This is a genomic window from Pseudoalteromonas sp. SANK 73390 (genome assembly GCF_054966645.1).
Map to the genome: position 1 here is coordinate 1 of NZ_ARPN01000013.1, position 24,859 is coordinate 24,859.

18 protein-coding genes are annotated in these 24,859 nt (G+C 37.9%); 7 read left to right on the forward strand and 11 right to left on the reverse strand.

Translation table 11 applies throughout. The annotated features are described in order from the left end of the window. Positions 1 to 124: 124 nt before the first annotated feature. From SANK73390_RS01160 to dapA, 3 genes are all read right to left on the reverse strand, one after another. Positions 125 to 916: a PhzF family phenazine biosynthesis protein gene (locus SANK73390_RS01160; RefSeq protein WP_462762492.1), complete on the reverse strand. Its 792-nt coding sequence runs from the start codon at positions 914 to 916 to the stop codon at positions 125 to 127. 195 nt (positions 917 to 1,111) lie between these two features. Then, positions 1,112 to 2,410, reverse strand: coding sequence for a DEAD/DEAH box helicase (locus SANK73390_RS01165; RefSeq protein WP_462762494.1), 1,299 nt, complete (start codon positions 2,408 to 2,410; stop codon positions 1,112 to 1,114). Between the two features lie 56 nt (positions 2,411 to 2,466). Further along, positions 2,467 to 3,381 (reverse strand): 4-hydroxy-tetrahydrodipicolinate synthase, encoded by a 915-nt coding sequence (gene dapA / locus SANK73390_RS01170; protein ID WP_462762497.1) that lies wholly within the window; start codon positions 3,379 to 3,381, stop codon positions 2,467 to 2,469. A gap of 431 nt (positions 3,382 to 3,812) precedes the next feature. Here dapA and SANK73390_RS01175 point away from each other — a divergent pair, with 431 nt between their 5' ends. Continuing rightward, a complete protein-coding gene (locus tag SANK73390_RS01175; RefSeq protein ID WP_462762499.1) occupies positions 3,813 to 4,466 on the forward strand; it encodes a DUF6058 family natural product biosynthesis protein in 654 nt (217 codons plus the stop codon). Positions 4,467 to 4,801: 335 nt separating this feature from the next. Here SANK73390_RS01175 and SANK73390_RS01180 read toward each other — a convergent pair whose 3' ends face one another. Both SANK73390_RS01180 and SANK73390_RS01185 read right to left on the reverse strand, forming a co-directional pair. Then, on the reverse strand, positions 4,802 to 5,065 hold the full coding sequence (locus tag SANK73390_RS01180) for a hypothetical protein (protein ID WP_462762502.1): 264 nt from the start codon (positions 5,063 to 5,065) through the stop codon (positions 4,802 to 4,804). A 151-nt stretch (positions 5,066 to 5,216) separates the two neighbouring features. Continuing rightward, positions 5,217 to 5,609 (reverse strand): cytochrome b562, encoded by a 393-nt coding sequence (locus SANK73390_RS01185; RefSeq protein ID WP_462762504.1) that lies wholly within the window; start codon positions 5,607 to 5,609, stop codon positions 5,217 to 5,219. A 139-nt stretch (positions 5,610 to 5,748) separates the two neighbouring features. Between SANK73390_RS01185 and SANK73390_RS01190 the strand changes: the two genes are divergently transcribed. Both SANK73390_RS01190 and SANK73390_RS01195 read left to right on the forward strand, forming a co-directional pair. Continuing rightward, positions 5,749 to 6,810, forward strand: coding sequence for an ABC transporter substrate-binding protein (locus tag SANK73390_RS01190; protein ID WP_462762506.1), 1,062 nt, complete (start codon positions 5,749 to 5,751; stop codon positions 6,808 to 6,810). A 199-nt stretch (positions 6,811 to 7,009) separates the two neighbouring features. Then, on the forward strand, positions 7,010 to 8,617 hold the full coding sequence (locus SANK73390_RS01195) for a S8 family serine peptidase (RefSeq protein WP_462762509.1): 1,608 nt from the start codon (positions 7,010 to 7,012) through the stop codon (positions 8,615 to 8,617). A gap of 33 nt (positions 8,618 to 8,650) precedes the next feature. Here the strand turns inward: SANK73390_RS01195 and SANK73390_RS01200 are convergent, their stop codons facing one another. From SANK73390_RS01200 to SANK73390_RS01215, 4 genes are all read right to left on the reverse strand, one after another. After that, the gene (locus SANK73390_RS01200; protein ID WP_462762512.1) at positions 8,651 to 9,469 is read right to left on the reverse strand and encodes an EamA family transporter; all 819 of its coding nucleotides are present in this window, start codon (positions 9,467 to 9,469) and stop codon (positions 8,651 to 8,653) included. 1 nt (position 9,470) lies between these two features. Further along, a complete protein-coding gene (locus SANK73390_RS01205) occupies positions 9,471 to 10,418 on the reverse strand; it encodes a hypothetical protein (RefSeq protein ID WP_462762515.1) in 948 nt (315 codons plus the stop codon). 137 nt (positions 10,419 to 10,555) lie between these two features. Further along, positions 10,556 to 12,805: an acyl-CoA dehydrogenase gene (locus tag SANK73390_RS01210; RefSeq protein ID WP_462762518.1), complete on the reverse strand. Its 2,250-nt coding sequence runs from the start codon at positions 12,803 to 12,805 to the stop codon at positions 10,556 to 10,558. Between the two features lie 637 nt (positions 12,806 to 13,442). After that, a complete protein-coding gene (locus tag SANK73390_RS01215; RefSeq protein WP_462762520.1) occupies positions 13,443 to 14,279 on the reverse strand; it encodes an ion transporter in 837 nt (278 codons plus the stop codon). Positions 14,280 to 14,764: 485 nt separating this feature from the next. Between SANK73390_RS01215 and SANK73390_RS01220 the strand changes: the two genes are divergently transcribed. The 3 genes from SANK73390_RS01220 (at position 14,765) to SANK73390_RS01230 (ending at position 18,021) form a co-directional block, all read left to right on the forward strand. After that, the gene (locus tag SANK73390_RS01220) at positions 14,765 to 14,941 is read left to right on the forward strand and encodes a hypothetical protein (RefSeq protein ID WP_462762522.1); all 177 of its coding nucleotides are present in this window, start codon (positions 14,765 to 14,767) and stop codon (positions 14,939 to 14,941) included. 1,278 nt (positions 14,942 to 16,219) lie between these two features. Next, positions 16,220 to 16,696, forward strand: coding sequence for an NYN domain-containing protein (locus SANK73390_RS01225; protein ID WP_462762525.1), 477 nt, complete (start codon positions 16,220 to 16,222; stop codon positions 16,694 to 16,696). Positions 16,697 to 16,809: 113 nt separating this feature from the next. Then, a complete protein-coding gene (locus SANK73390_RS01230; protein ID WP_462762697.1) occupies positions 16,810 to 18,021 on the forward strand; it encodes a tyrosine-type recombinase/integrase in 1,212 nt (403 codons plus the stop codon). Positions 18,022 to 18,065: 44 nt separating this feature from the next. Here the strand turns inward: SANK73390_RS01230 and ydiJ are convergent, their stop codons facing one another. After that, the gene (ydiJ, locus tag SANK73390_RS01235) at positions 18,066 to 21,116 is read right to left on the reverse strand and encodes a D-2-hydroxyglutarate dehydrogenase YdiJ (RefSeq protein ID WP_462762527.1); all 3,051 of its coding nucleotides are present in this window, start codon (positions 21,114 to 21,116) and stop codon (positions 18,066 to 18,068) included. Between the two features lie 381 nt (positions 21,117 to 21,497). Next, on the reverse strand, positions 21,498 to 23,873 hold the full coding sequence (gene ppsA, locus SANK73390_RS01240; RefSeq protein ID WP_462762530.1) for a phosphoenolpyruvate synthase: 2,376 nt from the start codon (positions 23,871 to 23,873) through the stop codon (positions 21,498 to 21,500). A gap of 143 nt (positions 23,874 to 24,016) precedes the next feature. Here ppsA and ppsR point away from each other — a divergent pair, with 143 nt between their 5' ends. Then, positions 24,017 to 24,826, forward strand: coding sequence for a posphoenolpyruvate synthetase regulatory kinase/phosphorylase PpsR (ppsR, locus tag SANK73390_RS01245; RefSeq protein ID WP_462762532.1), 810 nt, complete (start codon positions 24,017 to 24,019; stop codon positions 24,824 to 24,826). Positions 24,827 to 24,859 lie beyond the last annotated feature (33 nt).

A 24,859-nucleotide genomic window follows, 5' to 3' on the forward strand; every position in this document is an offset into this window, starting at 1 on the left:
CAAAAATATGTTATCTCGTTATTCTACATGAGTTACTTTAACGCAGTTAATGAGTTATTTAGTTTGCTAGAACGATCAATGTTTTAATAAAATTAGCATTAAAATATCAAGACGAAAAATCTAACTAAAGGCTTTTATAATTTATTTCACCATGCATATAGTCAATGGCGGGGCCAATTAACATCACCCTTTCATCTTTAACGTTACATAAAATAGTTCCGCCGCGATGCGAAATTTGAGAGGCACATAGCTGCGTTTTATCAAGCGTACGAGCCCAGTAAGGTGCTAATTCACAATGGGCTGAGCCTGTCACAGGGTCTTCATCAACTTTAAGTTTAGGGAAAAAACAACGACTAACAAAGTCCATATTGTCACCTTTTGCAGTCACAACCACCCCGCGTAGCTCTAATTCACGCCAAGCATTATAATCAGGTTCAAGAGCTTTGAGTTGAGCCTCATTTTTGAGCACAACAACATAATCAAACGCGGCAAGCACTTGCACTGGTTCTATATCGCCTAACCCACGTAGCAGTGCAAGCGGTACGGGCACTTCTTCCAAAACAGAGGCTGGAAAATCCATGCTATAGCCTTGTGTGGTTTTACTGACCTCCAACATGCCACTTTTAGTGTGAAAAGATATGCTTTTTTCATCATAGCCTAAGTGTTGATAGAGCACATGGGCTGTGGCAAGTGTTGCATGGCCACATAAATCAACTTCCTCTTTGGGAGTAAACCAACGTAACTCGTACCCCGTGTTAGCTTTTACGAAAAAAGCAGTTTCTGAGAGGTTATTTTCTTGAGCAATTTTTTGCATGAGCGTGTCATCAAGCCAGTCATCTAGTGGTATGACTGCAGCAGGATTGCCTTTGAATAAATCACTGGCAAAAGCATCAACTTGATAAATTGGTAATTTCATAACACATCCTGATCAAAAAAAGCAAAACAACACTTTAGACCTAAGTAAGTATTCATATCAATAGGCTGAACAGATAATGTATTAAAAAGAGTTATATAAACAGGAAAGTTGCACTGGTGAACAAAGGTCAAACTTGATAATGAAGCTAATGATTGTTGCCCGCCAATTTGATAGCGGGCAATTTTAAAACAAAGTTTATTTATCTAAGCCTAAGCTTTTGCCTTTATTTTGCTTTCGTACATTGGCTATACGAGAGCGATTTTTAGCCCTTGCTTCACCACTGGCCTGATTGCTAGGGCGGTTGCTTCGTGGCTGGCGACGTTGATGTGCCGGTTTTTTAGTCAATTTTTTAATCAAAGACTCTCGATTACTAACTTCATAGCCAGGTAAATAGTAGCGTTTAATGTGTTGCTCAATCAACTGCTCAATATGTACCAGCACTTGCTCTTCCTCACGAGATACAAATGAAATCGCTTGTCCTTGATTACCTGCTCGACCGGTGCGGCCAATACGGTGAACATAATCTTCAGCAAGATAAGGTAAGTCATAATTTACGACTCGTGGTAAGCCTTCAATATCAATACCTCGAGCAGCCACCTCGGTTGCCACTAACACTCGGTATTTACCTTCTTTAAACTCTCGTAAAGCTCTGCGACGTGCGCCTTGCTTTTTATCTCCATGGCATACAATAGCAGGTATGCCATCTAAATTTAGCTCTTCCACTAGCCCATCGGCAACATCTTTCATGTTGACAAAAACAAGGACTTGTTGCCAATTTTTCTTACCAATCAATTCCGACAGCAATTCTCTTTTTCGACTTTGCTCTACAGGGTATACAACATGGCGAACTGTTTCAGCGGTTGTGTTTTCTGGCGTTACTTGTACATATTTTGGATGACGTAATACTTGCGCAGCAAACTGTTTCATTGCTGAAGGGAAAGTGGCAGAAAATAATAGTAATTGGCGACGCTCATCCGCAAGCTCGATCACTTGTTGCATATCATTAATAAAGCCCATGTCTAGCATGCGATCTGCTTCATCAAGTACCAAGTGGGTAACTTTAGCTAAACTTAAATTGCCCAAGCGTATTTGGTCTAGTAGTCGTCCCGGTGTGGCAACAATTATATCACTGCCTTTAGAGAGCTGTTGCGCTTGTCCCTCAGTGCTCACGCCACCAAATAGTGCCACGGTTTTAAGTGACGTGTGTTTACAAAATGCATCGCAATTTTGCGCTATTTGCTCCGCTAATTCTCGCGTTGGTGCAACAATAAGCGCTCGTGGTTGAGGCCCACCCTCTCCTTCGAGTAATTTTTGTAAGATAGGTAGTGCAAACGCTGCTGTTTTACCAGTTCCCGTTTGAGCTGTTGCCAATACATCATGCCCTTTGCGCACAACAGGTATAGCGGCTTGCTGTATTGGGGTTAAGGTATGGAAATTTAATTCCTCTAATGCTTGTAGTAGCAAAGGTGAAAAGCTAAAAGATTTAAAATTCATGGTAAAACCTGCGACCAATACTTAAGGGCCGCAGATTATACGTTATTTGTGCAAGCCTAACAAAGTTTTAATCGTGTTTCGTCAATAATCCGAGCTTTCGAGCCAACAATGTCAACTTCGTTAAGTTGGTTGATCAGTTCAATGCCGAGTTGTTGTTGCGCGTCTTCTAACGGTAAGTATGGTAAGCGAAACACGGGTTTTACGGCGCCAGTCATGATTAAAGCAGTATTAATTGCAATGGGATTGGGTTCGCTAAATAACCATTGCATGAGTGGTTGTAACTGCTGATTCAACTCATTATTTTCAGTATCCATTAATTGACGGAACAATCCTGGAACTAAGTTTGAGGTGACTGAAATAACACCATGTGATTGATAACGATGGCGGCTATCATGTGCTTCATCATCATTACCTGACCAGCAAGCAATCCCTTTAGCTTCATAATGAGCAATCCGCTCATTGCCAGCACACTCTTTTACACCAATAAAGTTATTATGTTTAGCTAATGGCTCGATAATGTCGGGAGTAAGGTCTTGTCCCGTTCTACCGGGTACGTTATAGATAAACGCAGGACCTATATCTAGTAAACGTTCAAAATGCGTCATCACCCCTTTGATTGATGTTCTGCCGTAATATGGATTTATTTGCAAAGCAGCATCCATTCCTGATGCAAACCCATATTCGGTAGCCTTAACTGCTTCGCGGGTGTTATTACTTCCAGTATTACCAACAATCATTAATTTATCTGAGAATGTGTTTACGCTATGCGCGATGAGCATTAAATGCTCCTCCCAGTTCATTAGTTGACCTTCGCCCGTTGTGCCACCAACAATGATACCTTCAACTCCACTAGCTATTTGTTGCTTAACTAAATCATCATAAGCATTTAGGTCAATTTCTCCATTTTCAGTGTACGGAGTTTTAATTGCCGTGATTAAGCTCGCTTGTTTTATCGTTTGAATTGTTCGCATCGTATTCTAATTTTGCAGTTTTGACTTTGCGCACTGTTTTACCATAAATAGACATATTATCCGAGTAGCAAAGTATTAAATTTGGCAAAAACAGCATAATTATTTAAATAACCTTAACTCTGGGTAAGATGAATTTGCCCAATAAAGTTATTTCGACCATTCTCTGCGTTACTTCCACTTGTAATAGCCGGTTATTACATGTGAAAGTAACGTGATGTTGGGCTAAATCGCGTTATTGGATGATGAATGTTCAGCGCTTTTAGATGTTTACTATTGCCACACTCTTACCCAAATTTGAGGTTAAAGAGAACTTAGCATTGTCGTAATTTAATTTTGTTATTTTAGAGGCTACAAAAATACGTCCATTTTGCTTGAAACTAAAAGTAATATCAGCCACAATGATTTTACTGTACATTTATCCAGTAAAAATAATGAGCTTACTCAATCATCTAAATACACATTTTTACCGTACTGAAGAGCTTTGCCATGGCTTAAAAATAAGTGCTGAGCAATTATATGATTGGCAACAAACCGGGTTGTTCCCTAAACCCAGTTATAGTATTCAAAACCAAATAAAGTGCAGTTCTTTTCTTGGCTTGTACGAATGTGAAGAGTTTACAGATTATTACCCTAGAGGGTGTACACAGTGGGGCTTAGATTTAATAAAACACAAAATATCAAGTTCTGCGCAAGCCTATGAACTTTTTTATCAACACTACACGCAAAGTTTAAGTAAATGCCAACAACAAGGGTTTGTATGTCACGACGAATGCTTTAGTGATGATTTATGTGAACAGATTCAAATAGCGTGGCAACAATATTTGTGTAGTAAGTATGGTGTGCTAAGCCAAAATGGTTTAATCGAAGAGCTGGTTCACATTGAGCTAGGGCGCGTTATTGTCGATGAAATAACAGAAGGAAGAAGCTCACCGAGTGTAAGCATTGAACAACGGCCTCGCTTATTACAAGCAATTAAATTACTTAATCGTGCTTTTAGTCACCCAGCAAAACATGAACACAACCATTCTTTGCGTGAGCGCTACATTGATGCATTAATTAGCAAGTATGACCTTTCTATCAAATAATCCATTTATAGGTTTATTTTATTGCTGCATTATCATCTGGGCTGCACACAATAACTGGCCCACTTTATAGTATCTGAGTATTAATCGCACATGCTGCGGCTACGTTATTTAACAGAAAACTACAATCCACAAAACTAAACATTTCATCTTCGTAGTAATTTCATTGCCAATTCATTGTTCAATGAAAATACGCAAAAGTATTAGATAAAGCAAAATCAGCTAAATAAATTACTAAACAGTAAATATCTTTTATAAAAACAACAGTTTCTGTCGCATGTTATGCTTTCATGATTTCGCTCAGCGGAACACTAAAATGCCTTATCTTAGTTATATTGCTATTGATGCTCTTGCTCAAAATGCGCACGCATGACTTCAAAAGCCTTCAGTACATCAAGTTGAGATTTGCATAAGCCATCATACCAATTATCAAATCGTTCATCATCTTCTTGTTCACTTAGTGCCTGATATTGAGCCAGGAGCTCAATAATATCAGTATGTGTACAAGCCATACTATCAAGCTTTTCACTTAAAGCTGAGTGATCTTTATTTTTTAATGTTGCAATGACGCTATCATCTAGTTGTAGGTTTTGTTCCGTCATAGCGGCTCCTTCTTAAACATTACCCTTTCCTTTATATCAGGCTGAACACGAATAGCTAGCCCTGTTATACATAGTTGCATAATATTCAAACTGATTAAGGAAATAATTCATAATATGGACTCAAATTTAAGCAATATCATTCAGCAAGCACCTAGTTTCCAAACAGCAAATCCCAAATACTCGGAGGCTCATGCAATTTATGGTATTGCTTTCGTAATTTGTCGACTTCTAAAAGCTTAGTTTTTGCATCGGCTAATTTTCCTTCATTAGCTAACAACTTACTTTCGTTGACTATTCTAAGTACCTTATCTAGTCCTGCTTGCGATTTATCATGTAGCTGCGCATTAAACTGATGTTGTTTACTTACTAATAGGTGCTCAGTTAGTAATTTAATACTACTTAATAGCTGTTGCTGTGACTCGCTTTTCATTGCTTGCTTATAGGCATGGCCCATGTTTTTCATTGTCACTTCTAACTTACTGCTTTGCTGAGCAAATAACTGTGTACTCAGGCTTAGTAAAACGAGTAATAGAAAATTGTACATACATCCTCCTAAAAAATTGCGAGCATTATAATGCGCTTTTTAATACCAGCAAAGTAATGTAAAAAACTAGCATGAAGTTACACAAGTACTTTTAGGTTTTTGTGCCATAATAGTTACTTAACAAAAGATAAGGAGGTAAGTGTTGCTAAAAAACTTTGCATTTATTGTACTTTTATTGCTCTTAGCACTGCCTAGCAAGGCACAGCAGGTAAAAGTGACATTTGTAAACCCAGGCTTTGCACACGAAAACCCTACCGGTAATTTTTGGTTTAATGTGTCTTCACTAATGGATGCTGCGGCAGATGATCTAAATATTGAGTTAACAACCGTGTATGCTGAGCGCAATCATGTACGTATGAAAAACCTGATTGATCAAGTTTTAACGCGCAAAGATCATTACATTATTTTAGTTGATGAAAAATCGGCAGCAGCTCAAGCATTGCTCACATCAAAGCATATACACAATAAAGTTTTATTTCTTCTTAATAAACCTAGCAAGCAAGAATTACTTCGTTTAAAAGCTCGGGGAATGGGAATATTAGGAAGCATAGTACCGGACAACTTTCAAGCTGGTCGGGTACTTATTCAAGAATTAGAAAATCTTATTATAAAATCTGAAAAAAACCCAACTATTAACACTTTGGCACTGCTTGGTGACTTAGCAACAGATGCCGCCAGATTACGAGAACAAGGCTTACTGAGCCACAGTAACCGCTCTTACTATTTAAAGTTATTACAAAGAGTCAATGCTGGTTGGTCAGAGCAAGAAGCTTATAGCATTACTAAAGGGCTATTGAAACGCTTTGAAAATACTAAATTGATATGGGCTGCAAACGATGCAATGGCGGTAGGTGCATCCCGTGCAGCAGAAGAGCTATCGGTCCGCCAAAACATAAAAATTGGGGGAATAAACTGGGATAAAAATCAACATCAGTTATTGGATGTTTCGGTGGGTGGCCATGTAACTTTAGGCGCGCTAGCTATTGTTAAAATTGCTGATTTTGCCGCCGATAATCGCAATGCCATTGGCGATCTAACTCTGCCGATTTTTAAAGCTTACCAGCCTAAATATGCGCCTTTATATCAAGCAATACACGGTAATAATGTAGCTCAAATCGACTTTCGCTATTTTTCCCTTGCACATGCAACTCTAACAGCAAAGCCATTTACCCTTGATAATATGACAGCGCTGGTCAAATAATTTTTAATACCTAAATAAGCAATAAAATAGAATAATAAAGTGAATTTTCAGAATATATTAAATAATTAATATGTTTTTGTGTTTTTTATGAGAATATTATTCCCGCCCCTTCTTTTGCTCAAAAAACAGACTATTGACATGGGGCTATTTACCTGTTTTATTTACACGGGTTAACAACATGTAATAAAGGTAATTAAAAATGAAAAATATAGTTTCTAACAGCGTAAAACTTTCAATTCTGTCAGTTTGTGTAGGTGCAGCACTAAGTGCAAGCCACGTTGCTGCAAGTGAGGAGCAACGCGTAATTGTAACACTTAAAGATAATGTAATTAATACATTGCCATTGTCTGTGAGCAACTCTGATGTTTCTAACTACAAGCAACAAGCACTTAATTCGTTTGCGCATCAACTTAATGTAGAGCCAATGACAGCGCTGCCAAGTGTTAATGCAGTGGTCATGAATGTAACACCTGAAAAACTAGCAGAGCTTAAATCAAACCCGCAAGTTGCCAACGTTGAGGTAGATCCTAAACGTTTTTTAATGGCTGAATCAACACCTTACGGGATCAATATGGTTCAAGCAAATCAGCTAGCTGATAATATGAGTGGTAACCGCAAAGTATGTATTATGGATACAGGTTATACTTTGAATCACCCAGACCTACCAAGCTCAGGTATCACAGGTAATGATGGGTATGGCTCAAATAACACAGGTAACTGGTACAATGATGGTAACGGTCACGGCACCCACGTTGCTGGCACAATTGCTGCTATTGGTGGTAATAGTCAAGGTGTTGTAGGCGTTAACCCGTCAGGTCAACTTGGTTTACACATAGTTAAAGTATTTAATGACCAAGGTCGATGGGCTTATGGTTCTGACTTAATTAAAGCAATATCACAATGTGAAACTGCTGGCTCAAACATTACAAGCATGAGTTTAGGTGGTAGTGGTAGCTCAACAGCAGAGCGCAATGCCTTTGAACAAAGCTATCAGCGCGGTATGCTTCATATAGCGGCGGCAGGTAATGGTGGTAATAGCAGTTTAAGCTACCCTGCATCTTATGATGCCGTTGTATCTGTTGCAGCCGTTGATAGTTCAGAAAATAAAGCGTCATTCTCACAGTATAATAATCAAGTAGAAATTGCTGGACCAGGTGTGGGCGTTAACTCTACTTGGAACAATAATGGGTATAAGTCAATCAGCGGTACGTCTATGGCGACGCCTCACGTTTCTGGTGTTGCAGCATTAGTATGGAGCCATTTCCCAGATTGTTCAAATGAGCAAATTCGTAACGCATTGAATAGTTCAGCAAAAGATAAAGGCGCTCAAGGCAGAGATACATCATATGGATATGGTATCGTACAAGCAAAAAGTGCATATGACTTACTTTCATCATCAACAGATTGTGGAGGAGGTGAATTGCCTGTTGCTAATTTCCAATATAGCGTTGATGGAAATACGGTTACTTTTTCAAACTCATCTCTAAATGCAACAAATTATAGTTGGCAATTTGGAGATGGTAACAGCAGCACACAAGTTTCACCAACACATACATATTTGGCTGCGGGAACATACACTGTTGAACTCACTGTATCTAATGATCAGGCGCAATCATCGACTATCACTAAACCTGTAGTTGTTGATCCTAGAGGTTGTGATGGCAGCGATTGGCTTGCTAACAAGCAATATAAAATAGGTGACATCGTGGTGTATAAAAATAACAAGTACGAAGCCATTTGGTGGTCTCGTCAAGCACAACCAGACATCTTCAGTAATGTTTGGAAACGTGTAGGATCTTGTAACTAAGCTATTTTTAGCGCCCACTTTTGGTGGGCGCTTTCAATACACCAAAACTACACTGCTTATCAAAATTAACATAATTGCTGCGCTTTGCTTTACACTTATTTGCTCTTTGAAAAATAACATACCGATCAGCAATGCACTTAGAATTCCTACCGCACGCTTTAATCCTTCAACTACCCCAGGTTGTAGCAACTCTATTGCCATAAATTGAAAAATGACTGCACCCGAAAAACATAAAGTCGCAAACAACCACCACAGAGGAAACTTTTTTAAAATATTTAACTTTATTTTTACCCCAAGCATAATTGAAATGGTAAATAAAATAATAATAGTGATATAGATTGCGTGAAACTCTCTAGGTCCATATTGCAATGCAAATTTGTCGAGTACAATGCAGCATCCCCAACAGCATGCAGCTAGTAGTCCTTGCCAAACACCAGCTTCTTGGGTTTTCAGACGCCCGCCTAATACCCAAAAGGAACCTAAAGTAATACCTAAAATTGCAATAATTTGTATAGAATTCAAAGGGTCTTCTAACCAGAACCAAGCAAGTAAGGCCGAGCACACAGGCGTGAATGACAACATAGGTAAAACAATAGCCATTTTACCTAATGCCAGAGCTCGGATAAACGACACACTACCAAGCGCGGCAAGTAATCCACTAACCGTTGCACTTAAATAGTAATCATTAGTTGGCAATGTTGCACCACTAGAGATCCATAAAACCAAGAATATAGGCAATACCAGCGAGCTAAACATAATCGACATTTTAGGGGCACTGAATGACTGAGCTAGTTGTTTACGACATAGGTCAAACCCTGCCCAACACAGCGCACTTATTAATGCATAAATCATATTAACCTCTATTTTGCGCTAAAGTGGCGTTCGTGTGTTCAAGCATATATTGATTTATTTTCACATGATCAGGTTTCCAACCGAGTAAAAAACGATGGAAGTCAGCCCAAACAACAGGCCATAGTGCTCGCCAACTGTTAATCAAATTTATTACATAATCTGTAGAATGATTAATTCTTAAGTGTGCATTTAACTGTTTAAGATAATATTCTAATAACCTATCTGCATGATTAAATAATGATGCTTCGTCAAACACACTGGTAAAATACAACATCACGTCCTGCACACCAACTCCACCACCAACATATTGAAAATCGAAACCCATAACATTTAAATGACTATCTAGAGCAAAGTTTGCGACTTTAGCATCACCATGTATGACACACCTATAAGGGCAGTGTGTGACTAAATCGTCAATATATTTTGCGTGGGTTTTGAGTCCATGATGATGCATTCTTTGCCACTCATCAGGGCGAGTGGCTAAATGCCAATAACCTCCTTGTTGCCAGCCAATCTGCTCACTTTGATTTAAAAGTTGACTATGGAAGCGAGCAAGCCAACTCAATATTGCATGATGTTGCTGCATTGAAACATCAGTATGTTGCACAAAACCTTGATAGCCAAAGTCTGCTAATACCAAACAGGTTGCATTGTTTTTTTGACTGGAAAATATCAACTCAGGTATTTGACACCCCGCTTTTGGATTTGTATGAAACCATTGATAAAACTCTAACTCAACTTTGTAAGAAGTACGCTTTCTTGACAATGCAAAGTCAGACTGCTGAATATGGCGATGAATCAATTGCTCAGGTACATATGAAAACTTAACCACAACATTTTGCTCATCAAGACACATCTTACGAACTTCACCGCAGCCGCTCCAAAGTTTGGTATGATTATTTTTATCAATGAGCTCACTAAATTGTTCACTTAAAAATTGATATAACATAATGTTTTACAGTTAGTTATTTAATCAAAACCCTACCATGTTTTATGCATAAAAAAAGCCCCTAAAATGAGTTAGGGGCTTTATCAAAATAATTAAGTGCCGTTACTGCTGGCACTTAGGGCATTGTTGAAAATTATTTAGCTTGCCTGCTGTACATTCTCAGTAGGTTTTGCATTGTCATCAAGTAGGTTCATATCAAAATCAAATTCATCAACTCGAATCGCTTTTTCACGTTTCTTATTGTAGTCAATCAATTGTGTGTATTCAGCTGCGTTAATCAAGTTGGCAGCTAACGCATTATCTAGCGTTTGAGCAAAGCGTACGCCCGCTTTAATCTCTTTTTTACGTAATGCCTTTTTTACTTTTGCTAATAAATCTAAGCAAGCCATTTTAGCTTTATACGCCTGCTCATTTATATCATGACCATCGCCAGCTGTTGGCTTAATCAAGTGCGTAAGTTGCGCTTTAAAAGCAGTATCCATTTGTGCTGCTTTAGCTAGCTCGCGCACTAAGTCATCACTAATAGCTGGCATTCTGTGTGTATAATGCATGGTGATCACGCGCATAAATTTACGAGTTACCGATGATGGGAAGTTGTCTAAAAACTTGTGTAATGCATTTTCAGCATTTTGTAATGCCCAACGCGTTGCATAGTGAAAGTAAGGTGCAGCAGCTTGTCTATCTGCCACGGCTACTTTCTGCTCGTAGTATTTGATAGAGGCCATAGCCGCATACAAATAGCTCATTACATCACCCAAACGCGCCGATAGCATTTCAGCTTGCTTTAACTTACCGCCCAATACTAATAATGAGAAATCTGCATACACTGCCAATTTAGCAGATAACTGGTGCGCCGCTTTTTCATATGCTTGTACTTCAGGTAATGATGATTTACTTCCTGCTGTAAATGGTAATACGCCTAAGCGTAATGCCCGTAAGCTGTTTGCTACACTATAGCCAACTGTTTTACGAAAAATCTTATTAAACGCTTTATCTGCATCTTTATCTTGGCTGTGAATTGACTCAACCATAGATTGCAAATATGGATGGCAGCGCATTACACCTTGACCGAAAATCATTAGGTTACGAGTTAATATGTTCGCGCCTTCTACTGTAATTGCGATAGGCTGAGCCACATACCCACTTGCTAAGGTATTTTGTGGACCATTTTGAATCGCTTTACCCGCTTGAATATCCATCGCAGAGTCTAAAACATCTCGACCAATTTCTGTCATATGATATTTTGCAATTGCTGTTACTACTGATGGTTTTAAGCCCATGCCCAAGCCCTCAGTGGTTAAAACACGCATGGATTCTTGTAGGTATGTTTTACCAGCAATGTCAGCTAGCTTTTCTTGAATCCCTTCAAACTGACCAATTGATAAGCCAAACTGCTCACGAACCGCAGCATATTCAGATGCTGATTTTAGAGCTACTTGCGCCGTTGAAACACCAAGCGCAGGTAATGAAATACCCCTGCCTGCACCTAAACAACTAACAAGCATTTGCCAACCTCGACCGATATTTTTTTGGCCACCGATAATGAAGTCCATTGGTATAAATACTTTTTCACCACGAGTAGTACCGTTGTAAAAACGAATGCCCATAGGGTCATGACGATTACCCAGCTCAACACCAGGGTGAGATTTAGGGATCAATGCACAAGTAATACCCAAATGTTCTTTGCCACCGAGTAAGCTGTGTGGGTCTTCTACTTTAAATGCTAACCCTAACACAGTCGCAATAGGCGCGAGCGTAATATATCTCTTGTCCCAAGTTATCTCTAAACCAAGTACTTCTTCACCATTATATTGGCCTTTTTTAACAACGCCAATATCCGGTATGCCACCTGCATCGGAGCCTGCTTCAGGGCTTGTAAGCGCAAAACATGGAATTTCACGGCCATTTGCAAGGCGTGGTAAATAATGAGCTTGCTGCTCTTCAGTACCATAGTGCAGCAATAACTCACCAGGCCCTAAAGAGTTAGGGACCATCACGGTAACGGCAACAGCAGATGATTTAGTTGCAATCGTACCCACAATAGTCGAATTAGCGTAAGGGCTAAATTCTAGGCCACCAAAAGACTTTGGAATGATAAGTGAGAAAAAACGCTCTTTTTTCAAAAATTCTAAAATATGGTCAGGTAAATGCTTACTGTTTTGGATCACAGAGTCATCTATCATCGCCATTAACTCTTTAACCGGCCCGTCTAAAAAGGCCTGTTCATCAGCGCTTAGCTTTGCCTCTGGCACAGCTCTTAGTGCATCGAAATCTGGCTTACCTTGGTAAATTGAACCTTCAAGCCATACATCACCGGCATCCAGTGCTTCTTGTTCTGTTACTGAAATGCTTGGTAATACTTTCTTTAATTGTGTTCTTAAACTCATAATCAACTCATCCGACCAGATACATATATCTTACATTACGGCATAAAAATCACAATAGATCAATCACTCTACATAACTTTTAACGAGTTTTTTATCGTTATTTAATTTTATTGAGAATATTTTTCGATAAATTAGCAGCTTACACGTGTACGCTCAAATGCTGTATTTTGGTTGAAATTCTGCTTTTTGGACGGCAATCCCTTTCAAATGATGCTAATTGCTTTAAATTAGAGGTCTGAATCGTGATAGGTAAAGGACTTGGTGACTAGGCTCCCTCTATCGATAAGGTAAATACCTTCATATAAGTTAGACAAGTATTTAGGTATATCGTTATCCTACATCAGCAACTTTAAACGTAGTGATTGAGATATTTAGCACGCGAGAATGAATAAATGTAAGAGTAAATTTGATATTTAGAGTTTGTACGCATATGTTTAATTGGTAATTGTGATTTTATGCGCTTCAAATTTTAAATACTTTAATAGTAATATTTTATAATTTTTGTTGCACTGGATGACACTGCACATATCATAAACTTAAAATATTGAAGGCGGCTCCCTGCCGCCTCTGTGTATTAGCTTTGTTCATTAAATAAGCCGGTATATGCGAAAGTATGGCTTAATGTGTTTGCCTATAGCTACGATAAATGCTCTTTATTAGCTAAATCAGTAGTGCTTTGTTGCTGGCTTATAATTAATGCTTTTAGTTGTTGGATTTCACTGTGTAGGTCTTCAATGGTGGGTATATTTTGAGCGTTTTCTTTTTCTTTTCGTAACTTAGAGCGCTCATCTTCCATCACATTCACCACAATGCCTATCACCATATTTAAAAACGCAAATGCAGTAAAAAATATAAAAGATAAATAGAATACCCAAGACATTGGATAGACTTCCATCGTCTCGTATTGAATATCTGTCCAATCTTCAAACGTCATAATCCTAAACAACGTTAACATTGAAATTGCTATATCACCCCATAACTTGGGATTAATTTCATTGAATATGAAACTTCCGATAGCAGCGTAAATGTAGAAGATAATAAACATAAGTAAGATAACATAGCCTAATTGTGGTAATGCCTTTATCAATGAATTGATTAATACTCGAAGTTCAGGTACAACCGAAACCATTCTAAGCACCCTAAATACCCTGACTAGTCGAGCGAGTAGCGCCATTTCACTGTCATTAATAGGAATGAGACTGATCACCACAACGAGAGTGTCAAAAATATTCCAGCCTTTTGTAAAAAAACGTTTTTTATTTTCGTCAGCGATAAATCTAACCGATAATTCAAAAAGGAAGAATAAGGTTATAAATATATCAAGCACATGTGTAACCGATACCGCGCCACTTGACAGTGGAAATGTTTTTGCACCAATTTCAAGTGCAGAGATGATGATCACAGCCACAACAGAAAGCTCAAACGCTTTGTTGTTTTTTAAATTATTTAATCGTGTTTTGATAGTTTCGTACATAAGCTGCCAATTAAGTTGAATGGTTGTGCGATTACATAAAATTTGCGTGATTATATCCTAATTAATAGCTAATTAGGATTATCGTTCATTTAAAAATTTCAGATAATAGTAATGATTAGCACATAGGTTGTTGGGTTTTGTAAATAGAGCTTTTACCCGATGGAGCTGCTTATAAATCAATTCACGTTGTCAAATCACTTTTGATATTAGACAGTCTCTTGCAAATAAACTCAGGTAATATTGTGTTTTATAAATGCTAGTTTTTAGCCCCGTTGCTTTAGTGTATTCAACATGAACTATGAACTTAACACAACACTAGTTTGCTAAATGCCTTTACCTGAAGTTATTCATATATCTATATCCACCTTCCAAATATCCAATTTTAATCGGAAAATTTTGTATTTAATTTGACCATTACACAGTTAATACCAAGCTTTTTAAATTAATTTTTTAGGCATCACTGTGAAGCAAAATGAGCCGCAATTATGAGCTTAAACCAAATGGTGCTTATCGGCAGTGCATTTGCTAGTACTACAAACAGGCTTGGCGTCAAAAGCGTTGACTGCTATGCTCTATTTCCTCTTCGTTGGTTTACTCAGGTCACAAAGTTAACAGCAATGAGTCGCTTTCAAAAGCTCGAAAAGTTTAGCAATGCTGTGTAGTGATATTCTGCACAGGAAGGAAGAAATATCTTAACCTAGCAGTTTTTATTAGGGGCTTTTGATCTTTGAGGTATGAATTTTGTTCAAATCAAAACTTTTATTACGCGAAATGAGCAATACAGCATAATAGTTTATGTCAGTTGCGGATGACAAAGTAGTGGAAGCCTTTGGGTAGCACCATATAAAATATCTCAATGTTTTTATAACGAGAGGTAAAACAGTTATTATCATGACCATAATATCAACCAAATTGTGGTATTGGTTAATTTTTGTGTGGTTTGCTTTAACTAGATTGAGATGAAAAAATAAGAAGATTATCTTTAGGTAAGGAAGAAAAACGAATGCTATGAGATCATAGAGATGCTCTGTATAGAATATGATCCTGCTCTGCTTCATATTGAAGCTTATTTAGGCCGGCTAATGACAAGCTTTATTTGCAAGATCATACATTTAAGTAATTAGCTTATGTGTAAACTGTTGAGGTCGATTTCACACACCAATATTTCAATGCCAAAACTTAGTTTAGCCGGAGCATAAATTTACTATTTTATTTGCTCTTATAAATAAGTGCTTTTGATCTTTCATCACTAGATTAATTTAGTGCTATCTTATTCATGTTAAGCATTCATAGTTTTTCTGTATTGGCATGTCACTTATAATTATCTAGTTTTAATTCTATCATCTTATCTAGTGTTAACATTTTAATGATAAAGGCTTGGTTCTTATCGTATTCACACGATTCTTTCTTGAAGCCTTGAATGATATGTAAGCTCCCCCATATATAGATTCAGCATCCTTATTGGATAATTCTTTTATTTTTTTGCTTTTAATTTTAGCGATATTACCATTGTTTTATTCCTTATTATTGTGCCAAGTAAATTTTGAATGGTGTTGACTTCTAACGTTTAAAGATTAAATATTGCGCGAATATTGAACCGCTAGAATCATCTTACTGGTATACTTTATGAACAGCAATCAACCAATATTACCAGTTTAATCTATCAAAATTTATTCTATTTTCTGGATGTACTTTACTAGAGTTCTTTATATAGAGGGAACATGATGCACTGAACTTTATAGTCGTATATTGGAAATACATACACAGTAATTAACTGGCTGATTACTATAAGGTTAAAGCCAAAAATGTATCTGGATAGTAATTACCCATGAGTCACATAGTAAGATAGCAAGTTATGTTTTATAAATAACAGTAAAAATATAATTAGTACAAATGTATTAATTCCGTTAACCTAAATGCTTTATGGAGGTGAGGTAGAAATGAAAAAAATAGCCATATTTGTGGATGTGCAGAATATTTATTATACGTGCAAACATGCACTTGGTTATAATTTTGACTACAACGCGTTTTGGTCGCATGCACAACAGCTTGGTTCAATTGAATACGCGTATGCCTACGCTACTTATCGTGGCGATGACAAGCAAACTCAATTTCAAAATATATTACGGGCCATTGGTTTTGAAGTAAAACTTAAGCCTTTTATCCAGCGTAGTGACGGGTCAAAGAAGGGAGATTGGGATGTAGGAATCACGATCGACATATTAGAAGCCGCAAAACAAGTTGATGAAGTAGTTTTACTATCAGGGGATGGTGACTTTGCTATTTTATTATCACATATACGCAAAAATTATGATGTTTCAAGTCGTGTATATGGAGCACAAAAGCTTACTGCTCAGTTACTTATGGATAGTTGTGATACATTCACCCCTGTCGATGAAAAATTGTTATTAACTTAAATCCTATAAGAGTTTTTTATAAAAGCATTTGGCTTTGTCATTAAACAGCTCTTTGCTAAAAAGAAATATACCTTTATACTTGGTACTAAAATTTAGTATCGGACTTAACGATGATGTTAGTGCCATTGGTCGACACTTTAAAACAACTTCGCTATCAAATAGCACATATAGATGACAAAACATTACAGCAAGAATACCCTGAGCTAGATTTATACTTGGAAAATACAACCGCGTTAATACCGCAAACATATGATGATATACAATTCTTATATCACTTTCTGTATGTTTATGGTCGTAAATCTGAAGCCACTTTTAGCCGTTTCCGTAATGAATTGGAACGTTTTTACCTTTGGGCTTGGCACCATAAACAGCAATCTGTATTTACTTTAAGACGAGATGACATTGAACAATATGTTGATTTTGTGGTTGAGCCAAATACAGCTTGGTGTGCTGATTCGGTGCAATGGCGTTACAAAGATAGTCAAGGTAAAAGAGTCGTTAATATAAATTGGCGCCCGTTTGTTGAGAAAGAAAAAAGCATAAGCCAACAAACTTTAGCTGCTATGTTTACTGCATTAAATGTATTTTATAAATTTGCAATTTTAGAAGAAAAGACGAATACAAATTTTGTTCCTGTAGTAAAAAAAAATAGTCCTTTTTTAGTTGTACAATCGCAGATCAAGCTGCCTGATACGCTGAGCAATTTGCAATGGGAGTATGTATTAGGTGTGACTAAAGATAGGAGTGAACAGCAACCAGAGCTAGAACGTAATTTATTTACGCTTGTGTGCTTAAAAGGTTTATATTTAAGGATCTCGGAGCTATCGGAAAGGCCCCAGTGGTCACCTGTTATGAGCCACTTTTGGCAAGATCCAGACGGATTTTGGTATTTACGAATTATGGGCAAAGGCAATAAGCTTAGAGATGTAACTTTAAGTGAGGATATTGTTGAATGCTTAAAAAGGTATAGGACTTACCGTGGTTTACCCTCCTTGCCACGCGTTGATGAAGCATTTCCAATAATCCATAAATTACGGGGTCAAGGTGGAATGAATGTGCGGCAACTGCGCCGAATTGTTCAGCAAAGTTTTGATTTAGCAGTAGAGTCGTTAAACAAAGACGGCTTTATAGATGAAGCTGAATTACTTAAAGCCGCAACTGCGCATTGGTTAAGGCATACGGGTGCAACACACGATGCGCAACACCGGCCACTTAAGCATTTATCTGAAGATTTGGGTCATTCCAAAATAGCGACAACAGACCAAATTTATATTCAAACCAACATAAAAGACAGAGCTAAGTCAGGTTCAAAACGTAAATTATAATTATGTTAAATTAGCCTCAAAATTTAAATTCGAGGCTAACAACATTAATTAATTGAGCGTGCAATAAATTCAATTGGGTGAAGAGGTTTTTGTTTGTCAAAGCGTTTTACTTGGCTCCTACATGAAAAACCAGTTGCGAGTAAATTATTTTTTACTGTAGCTTTTACGTTTGCTTGCCAAGACATTTGATACAGAGAGTAACTATTTTCTTGGTTTTCTAATTCATGTCCATATGTACCTGCCATTCCACAACATCCGGTATTAGGTGTCTTTAGATTTAACCCTAACTGAGAGAAAATTTCTCTCCACACTTTAGGGCTATCAGGCAAGGCAGTTGTTTCAGTACAATGAGACAGCAACGTAAATTCAGTTCCAGGCTCTACATTCACAACTATCTTTGACCAATCTTGAGTTCTGAGCCAATCATATGCTAATTCTACTTTAAAATTTAGGTGCTCCTGAGAAGCAAATTGCTTATATTCATCACGATAAACCATAACAAGAGATGCATCTAACCCAATCATAGGTATATTGTAGTGTGCTATGTTGTGTAAAAATTCACTGCTACGCTGAGCCGTTTTACAAAATTCTTTCAAAAATCCTTTTACATGTTGAGCTTTCCCATTCGGAATAAATGGTAGAAGAATAGGCGTTTTTCCTAATGCTTGTATAACATCAATGCAAGATGAGACTAATTCAGCTTCGTAGTAACTGGTAAATGGGTCTTGTACAATAAAGACTGAATTTTGTTTTTGTTCCTCAGTCATAGATTCAATTAATGCTTCACTAAAATGAACTTGTTTGTCGACTCTATGTTGCACTGATGGTGTACTCAACATAGGTGTATCTACATAGCCGAACACATGTTTGATTAAACCCGCAACCAATTTAGTTGATATTATAGGGTTTACAATTGGCGCAATTTTTGAAAGTAAAGGAGCCATTAATTCAATATTAGAAACTAAAAAGTCTTTTAAAGGACGATTGTATTTACTGTAGTATAAATTCAAAAAGCGAGCTCTAAAACTAGGTACATCTACCTTAATAGGGCAAGCCGTGGTGCATGCTTTGCAGGCTAAGCATGCATCCATTGACTCTTTAACTTCATGAGAAAAATCATACTGACCCTGTTGTTTGGCCTGATTATTTCTAAAACGTTCCCACCAAGTTATGTCGTTTTCTTTATAAATGAGTTGTTTCTCAACATTTAGTATGTCGATATTTGCAGCGCTTTGCAGTCTTAACCACTCCCGAATTAGAGTTGCCCTACCCTTTGGTGAGTGTCGACGATCTTTCGTAACTTTATATGAAGGACACATTGGTGAAGTTTCATCATAATTAAAGCAAAGTCCATTACCGTTACAGTTCATGGCATTGTCAAAACTGTCGCGTACTTGAACGTCTATACTCTTATCAAACCAAGAACGTTTCTGGTCATCAACACTGACAAGTGAGTCTTCACTTTCAATTGGAGTACATATTTTACCTGGGTTTAGTCTATTGCTTTTATCAAATACAGTTTTTATTTTTCGTAATTCACAAAACAACTGCTCACCAAAAAACTCCGGTCCGTATTCACTGCGGTACCCTTTACCATGCTCTCCCCACATTAAGCCGCCATATTTGGCAGTTAAAGAAACGACTTGATCTGAAATTAGACGAAGTAGCTTTTCTTGCTCAGGATCGCATAGATCTAAAGCTGGTCGTACATGTAGTACCCCTGCATCGACATGGCCAAACATACCGTAATGGAGTTCATGATCATCAAGGAGTTTTCTAAATTCAGCAATAAAGTCAGCCAAATTTTCTGGAGGAACGGCGGTATCTTCAGCGAAGGCCAGAGGCTTTTGTTTACCTTTGGTATTACCTAACAAGCCAACTGATTTTTTTCGCATAGCATAAATTTTAAGAATGTCGGCTTTGTCATTGGTAAGTTGATAACCGATAACGCCAGCTTCTTTATTTGCAATCAACTTATCAAGGTTTCTGCACAGGGTTGAAATTTTGCTGTCCATTTCATCAGCAGTTTCACCATTGAATTCGACCATGTTGAGGCCTTGCATTTCAATACCAGGCACATCGGTTATTAAGTCCGATACTGAATGCCAGATAATATCTTCTTTAGCTAAATTCAATACTTTACTGTCGACGGTTTCAACTGATGTTGCACTTGCCTCTACTAAAAATGGTGAGTTTCTCAGGGCAGAATCAAAGCTGTCGTATTTTATATTTATTAAGGTTTTGTAGGGAGCAATTGGGGTTATGTTTAGCTTTGCTTCAGTTACAACCCCAAGAGACCCTTCTGAGCCGGTAATAATTCTAGATAAATCAAAGGTGGATAAATCATCATTGAAAACGTTTTCTAGATCATACCCAGTTAAAAAACGGTTCAGTCTTGGAAATGTATTTAAAATTTGATGTCGGTTATTTTTACAAGATGCCAATACTTGCTGGTAAATTTGCGCGGTACGGTTGTCTTGCTGAGCGATAACTTGTGCTTTATCAGTCGCAATTTTGCTGGTGCATAACTCGGTGCCATCAACTAGGTATGTTGTGAGCCCTAAAACATGATCACTCGTTTTGCCATAAACTAAAGACCCCTGCCCTGATGCATCTGTGTTTATCATACCACCAATAGTTGCTCGATTACTTGTTGATAAGTCAGGAGCAAAGAAATAGCCAAATTCTTTTAGGTAATCATTAAGCTGATCTTTTATCACCCCGGCTTGAACTCGAACCCATTTTTCTTCAACATTGATCTCGAGAATTTCTCGCATATGTTTTGATAAATCAATGACAATACCAGGCGTTAAAGATTGGCCATTTGTGCCTGTACCGCCCCCGCGAGGGCCAAAAGTCAAAGACAGAAATGGGTCTTGCGATGCACATTGTAACGCAGTTTGAATATCCTTATTGCAAGTAGGAAAGATAACCGCTTGTGGTACATTTTGGTAAATACTATTATCAGTCGCATTTATCAAACGAGTTGCATAGCTTGAGTCTGTTTCACCTACAAAACCCGCTTGTTTAATTGTGTTTAGGTAGTCGTTAAGTAATTTGTTGGCTGTGTCTTGCTGACTTATATTGGCAATCATGACGGTAATAAGTTATTGCTTTTATCTTATTGTAACATGTAGAAAGATTTAAAAAATTGAGAAATTTAATCTTTGTTACATAATTTGCAAACTTTGACACACAAATTATCTTATAGTTGATGTAATGCTTGAATGAGATAAGATATGAAGAAAATTTTGATTTTATTATTAGGTGTATTGTTTATATTACTGGCTTTAATATTTGCGATAATTCCAGGACCTTCGATAATATTTTTGTTATCAGCACTTGTGTGCTTTTCAATATATTACCCAAAAGCTAGAAAGTGGCTCAAGAAATTACAAAAGATATTTACTAAAGCATGCTACAAGTTAGACAAAATAAAATAAAACAGCCAGTAGCTACTGGCTGTTTTTTATAGCTTAGTTCTTTAACTTATCCGCTAGGTAAAGCCAAGTTTCTAAAACTGTATCAGGGTTTAGCGATACAGAGTCAATACCCTGCTCAACCAACCATGCAGCAAAATCTTCATGATCTGAAGGTCCTTGTCCGCAAATACCAACGTATTTACCTTTTGCTTTTGCAGTTTGGATAGCCATTGATAGCAACTTTTTGATTGCAGGGTTACGTTCGTCAAATAAATGTGCAATCAGACCAGAATCGCGGTCTAAACCGAGTGTTAGCTGAGTTAAATCATTTGAACCAATCGAGAAGCCATCAAAGTATTCTAGGAATTCTTCAGCCAATAACGCATTCGAAGGAAGTTCACACATCATGATTACTTGTAGACCGTTTTCTCCACGCTTAAGTCCATGCTCCTCAAGTAGCTCGATTACTCTTGCCGCTTCTTCAAGCGTACGAACAAACGGTATCATGACCTCAACATTAGTTAAGCCCATTTCATTACGCACACGCTTTATAGCTTCACACTCAAGCGCAAAACATTCACGAAAATCTTCAGAGATATATCGTGATGCACCACGGAAGCCAATCATTGGGTTTTCTTCTTCCGGTTCATATTGCTGACCGCCAACAAGGTTTGCATATTCGTTTGACTTAAAATCAGACATACGCACTATTACGCGTTCAGGAGCAAATGCACAACCCAATGTAGAAATACCTTCTACTAACTTTGCGATATAAAATTCAACAGGTGACTCGTAGCCTGCGATTATATCTTTAATCTCGGCCTGTAACTCAGGAGTTTGAGTATCAAAGTTGAGAAGAGCTTTAGGGTGCACACCAATCATTCGATTGATTATGAATTCAAGGCGGGCAAGACCAATACCTGCATGAGGTAATTTTGCAAAATCAAATGCTCTGTCAGGGTTACCAACGTTCATCATTATTTTCATTGGTAAATCTGGCATTGAATCTACGCGAGACGAAATGACCTCGTATTCAAGTTCGCCTTCATAAATATAACCTGTATCACCTTCTGCACAAGAAACAGTCACTTGCTGATTGTTACTAATTAGGTCAGTTGCATTACCACAACCAACAACAGCAGGAATACCTAATTCACGAGCGATAATTGCTGCGTGACAAGTACGTCCACCACGATTTGTTACAATCGCAGCTGCGCGCTTCATGATAGGCTCCCAATCAGGGTCAGTCATATCGGTAACGAGCACATCGCCTTGCTGAACTTTGTCCATCTCATCTATGGAGTTAAGCACGCGAACGACACCCGCACCAATTTTATGACCGATGGCACGTCCTTCAGCAACAACATTAGAGTGCGCTTTTAATTGAAAGCGCTCCATTACATTAGCATCTTCATTAGAGCGCACAGTTTCAGGACGCGCTTGGACAATGTACAATTTGCCATCATTGCCGTCTTTAGCCCACTCGATGTCCATTGGACGACCGTAGTGTTTCTCAATTATTACAGCTTGTTTTGCTAACTCTTGCACTTCATCATCTGTGATAGAAAATTGTGCAGACTTAGCAGGGTCCATGTCAACGATTTCAACTTGTTTACCGTGAGCTTCATCACTAGAGTAAATCATTTGAATCGCTTTAGAGCCGATATTACGACGCACAACAGAAGGAAGACCTTTGTTAAGTGTTGGTTTGTGAACATAAAATTCATCAGGATTGACCGCGCCTTGAACTACCATCTCGCCAAGACCGTAGCTAGAGGTTACAAATACAACATCTTCAAAGCCAGATTCAGTATCAATACTAAACATAACACCTGATGATGCTTTGTCTGAACGCACCATACGCTGAATACCAGCAGACAACGCGACACCTCTGTGGTCATAACCTTGGTGAACACGGTAAGAAATAGCTCGGTCATTAAACAATGAGGCAAAAACATGTTTTATAGCGACCATTACTGCATCAATTCCGCGAACGTTTAAAAATGTTTCTTGCTGACCTGCAAATGATGCATCTGGCATATCTTCTGCTGTTGCAGATGAACGCACTGCAAAAGAAACATCTGAATTAGTATCCCCGTGAAGAGAGTTGTAAGCGTCTTGAATCGCGGTGTTTAGAGCTGGTTGAAAAGGTGTATCAATAATCCATTGGCGGATTTGTGCGCCAACTTTGGCTAGGGTGTTGACGTCATCGACATCAAGGGTATCTAAAATGGTGTGGATTTTTTCGTTTAAACCAGATTGGTCAAGGAATTCATTGAAGGCGTCTGCGGTAGTTGCAAATCCACCAGGAACTTGTACACCTGCGTTTGATAAATTAGATATCATTTCCCCAAGTGAGGCATTTTTACCACCAACCCGAGGCACGTCTTGCATACCTAACTCTTGATACCAGAGAACGTAGTCTTGCACGGAACTGTCTCCAAAAACAAATTGTAATAAATGTGAGAGATTATTTGACCTTTAATAAGGGTCGCAGGCATTCTACACTGGTAAGCATACCTACGTAAACCGCGATAGGGAAAATTCAGTTAATTTGAAATAATAAGGTTATCATGAGAACGGCATTCTATATCTCAGACGGCACCGCGATTACTTCAGAAGTATTTGGCCACGCAACGCTCTCTATGTTTCCAGTGGAATTTAATCACCAAACTATTCCATTTGTTGAAACAGTTCAAAAAGCTCAAGAAATAAAATCTTTAATTGACCTTACGTCACAAAACAGTGGTGATAGGCCACTGGTATTTTTTACTTTTGTGAATCCTGAGCTGTCAGAAATTATACTATCATCGCAGGGGGTTTGTTATGATTTTCTAGCATTAGCTAGTAAAGTCGTAAAGAAAGAGCTTAATGTTGACCCGGTGCCTAAAATACATCGTACACACTCCATACATGAAGCGAGTTATGATTTTCGAATCGATGCAGTTAACTATGCACTCGCCAATGATGACGGCGCTAATATTAAAGATTATGAGCAAGCTGACATTATTTTAGTAGGTGTGAGTCGATGTGGAAAAACACCAACAAGTTTATATCTAGCACTTCAGTATGGTATTAAAGCCGCCAACTATCCAATGACAGAAGATGACCTTGAAAAAGGAAATTTCCCACGTTGTTTGTTGCCTTTTAAACATAAATTATTTGGTCTAACTATCAACCCTGAACGTTTATCTGCAATTCGTGAAGGGAGAATGGCAAATTCAAAATACGCATCATTACGCCAATGCCGCATAGAGGTTAGAGAAGTAGAGATGTTATTTAAACGTCATAAAACGCCTTACTTGAACTCAACCTGCCACTCTATTGAAGAAATTTCAGCAAAGATAATTTCTGAAACAGGCTTAACAAGACGAAAATATTAAATGAAAAAAGGCCGTAAATACGGCCTTAACATT

Excerpts from the sequence above, each read along its gene's own strand:
- SANK73390_RS01220 (WP_462762522.1), top strand. The coding sequence starts at position 14,765 with ATGAGCTTAAACCAAATGGTGCTTATCGGCAGTGCATTTGCTAGTACT.
- SANK73390_RS01230 (WP_462762697.1), top strand. The coding sequence starts at position 16,810 with ATGTTAGTGCCATTGGTCGACACTTTAAAACAACTTCGCTATCAAATA.
- SANK73390_RS01180 (WP_462762502.1), bottom strand. The coding sequence starts at position 5,065 with ATGACGGAACAAAACCTACAACTAGATGATAGCGTCATTGCAACATTA.
- SANK73390_RS01160 (WP_462762492.1), bottom strand. The coding sequence starts at position 916 with ATGAAATTACCAATTTATCAAGTTGATGCTTTTGCCAGTGATTTATTC.
- dapA (WP_462762497.1), bottom strand. The coding sequence starts at position 3,381 with ATGCGAACAATTCAAACGATAAAACAAGCGAGCTTAATCACGGCAATT.
- SANK73390_RS01205 (WP_462762515.1), bottom strand. The coding sequence starts at position 10,418 with ATGTTATATCAATTTTTAAGTGAACAATTTAGTGAGCTCATTGATAAA.
- SANK73390_RS01215 (WP_462762520.1), bottom strand. The coding sequence starts at position 14,279 with ATGTACGAAACTATCAAAACACGATTAAATAATTTAAAAAACAACAAA.
- SANK73390_RS01175 (WP_462762499.1), top strand. The coding sequence starts at position 3,813 with ATGAGCTTACTCAATCATCTAAATACACATTTTTACCGTACTGAAGAG.
- ppsR (WP_462762532.1), top strand. The coding sequence starts at position 24,017 with ATGAGAACGGCATTCTATATCTCAGACGGCACCGCGATTACTTCAGAA.
- ydiJ (WP_462762527.1), bottom strand. The coding sequence starts at position 21,116 with ATGATTGCCAATATAAGTCAGCAAGACACAGCCAACAAATTACTTAAC.
- SANK73390_RS01185 (WP_462762504.1), bottom strand. The coding sequence starts at position 5,609 with ATGTACAATTTTCTATTACTCGTTTTACTAAGCCTGAGTACACAGTTA.
- SANK73390_RS01210 (WP_462762518.1), bottom strand. The coding sequence starts at position 12,805 with ATGAGTTTAAGAACACAATTAAAGAAAGTATTACCAAGCATTTCAGTA.
- SANK73390_RS01165 (WP_462762494.1), bottom strand. The coding sequence starts at position 2,410 with ATGAATTTTAAATCTTTTAGCTTTTCACCTTTGCTACTACAAGCATTA.
- SANK73390_RS01225 (WP_462762525.1), top strand. The coding sequence starts at position 16,220 with ATGAAAAAAATAGCCATATTTGTGGATGTGCAGAATATTTATTATACG.
- SANK73390_RS01195 (WP_462762509.1), top strand. The coding sequence starts at position 7,010 with ATGAAAAATATAGTTTCTAACAGCGTAAAACTTTCAATTCTGTCAGTT.
- SANK73390_RS01200 (WP_462762512.1), bottom strand. The coding sequence starts at position 9,469 with ATGATTTATGCATTAATAAGTGCGCTGTGTTGGGCAGGGTTTGACCTA.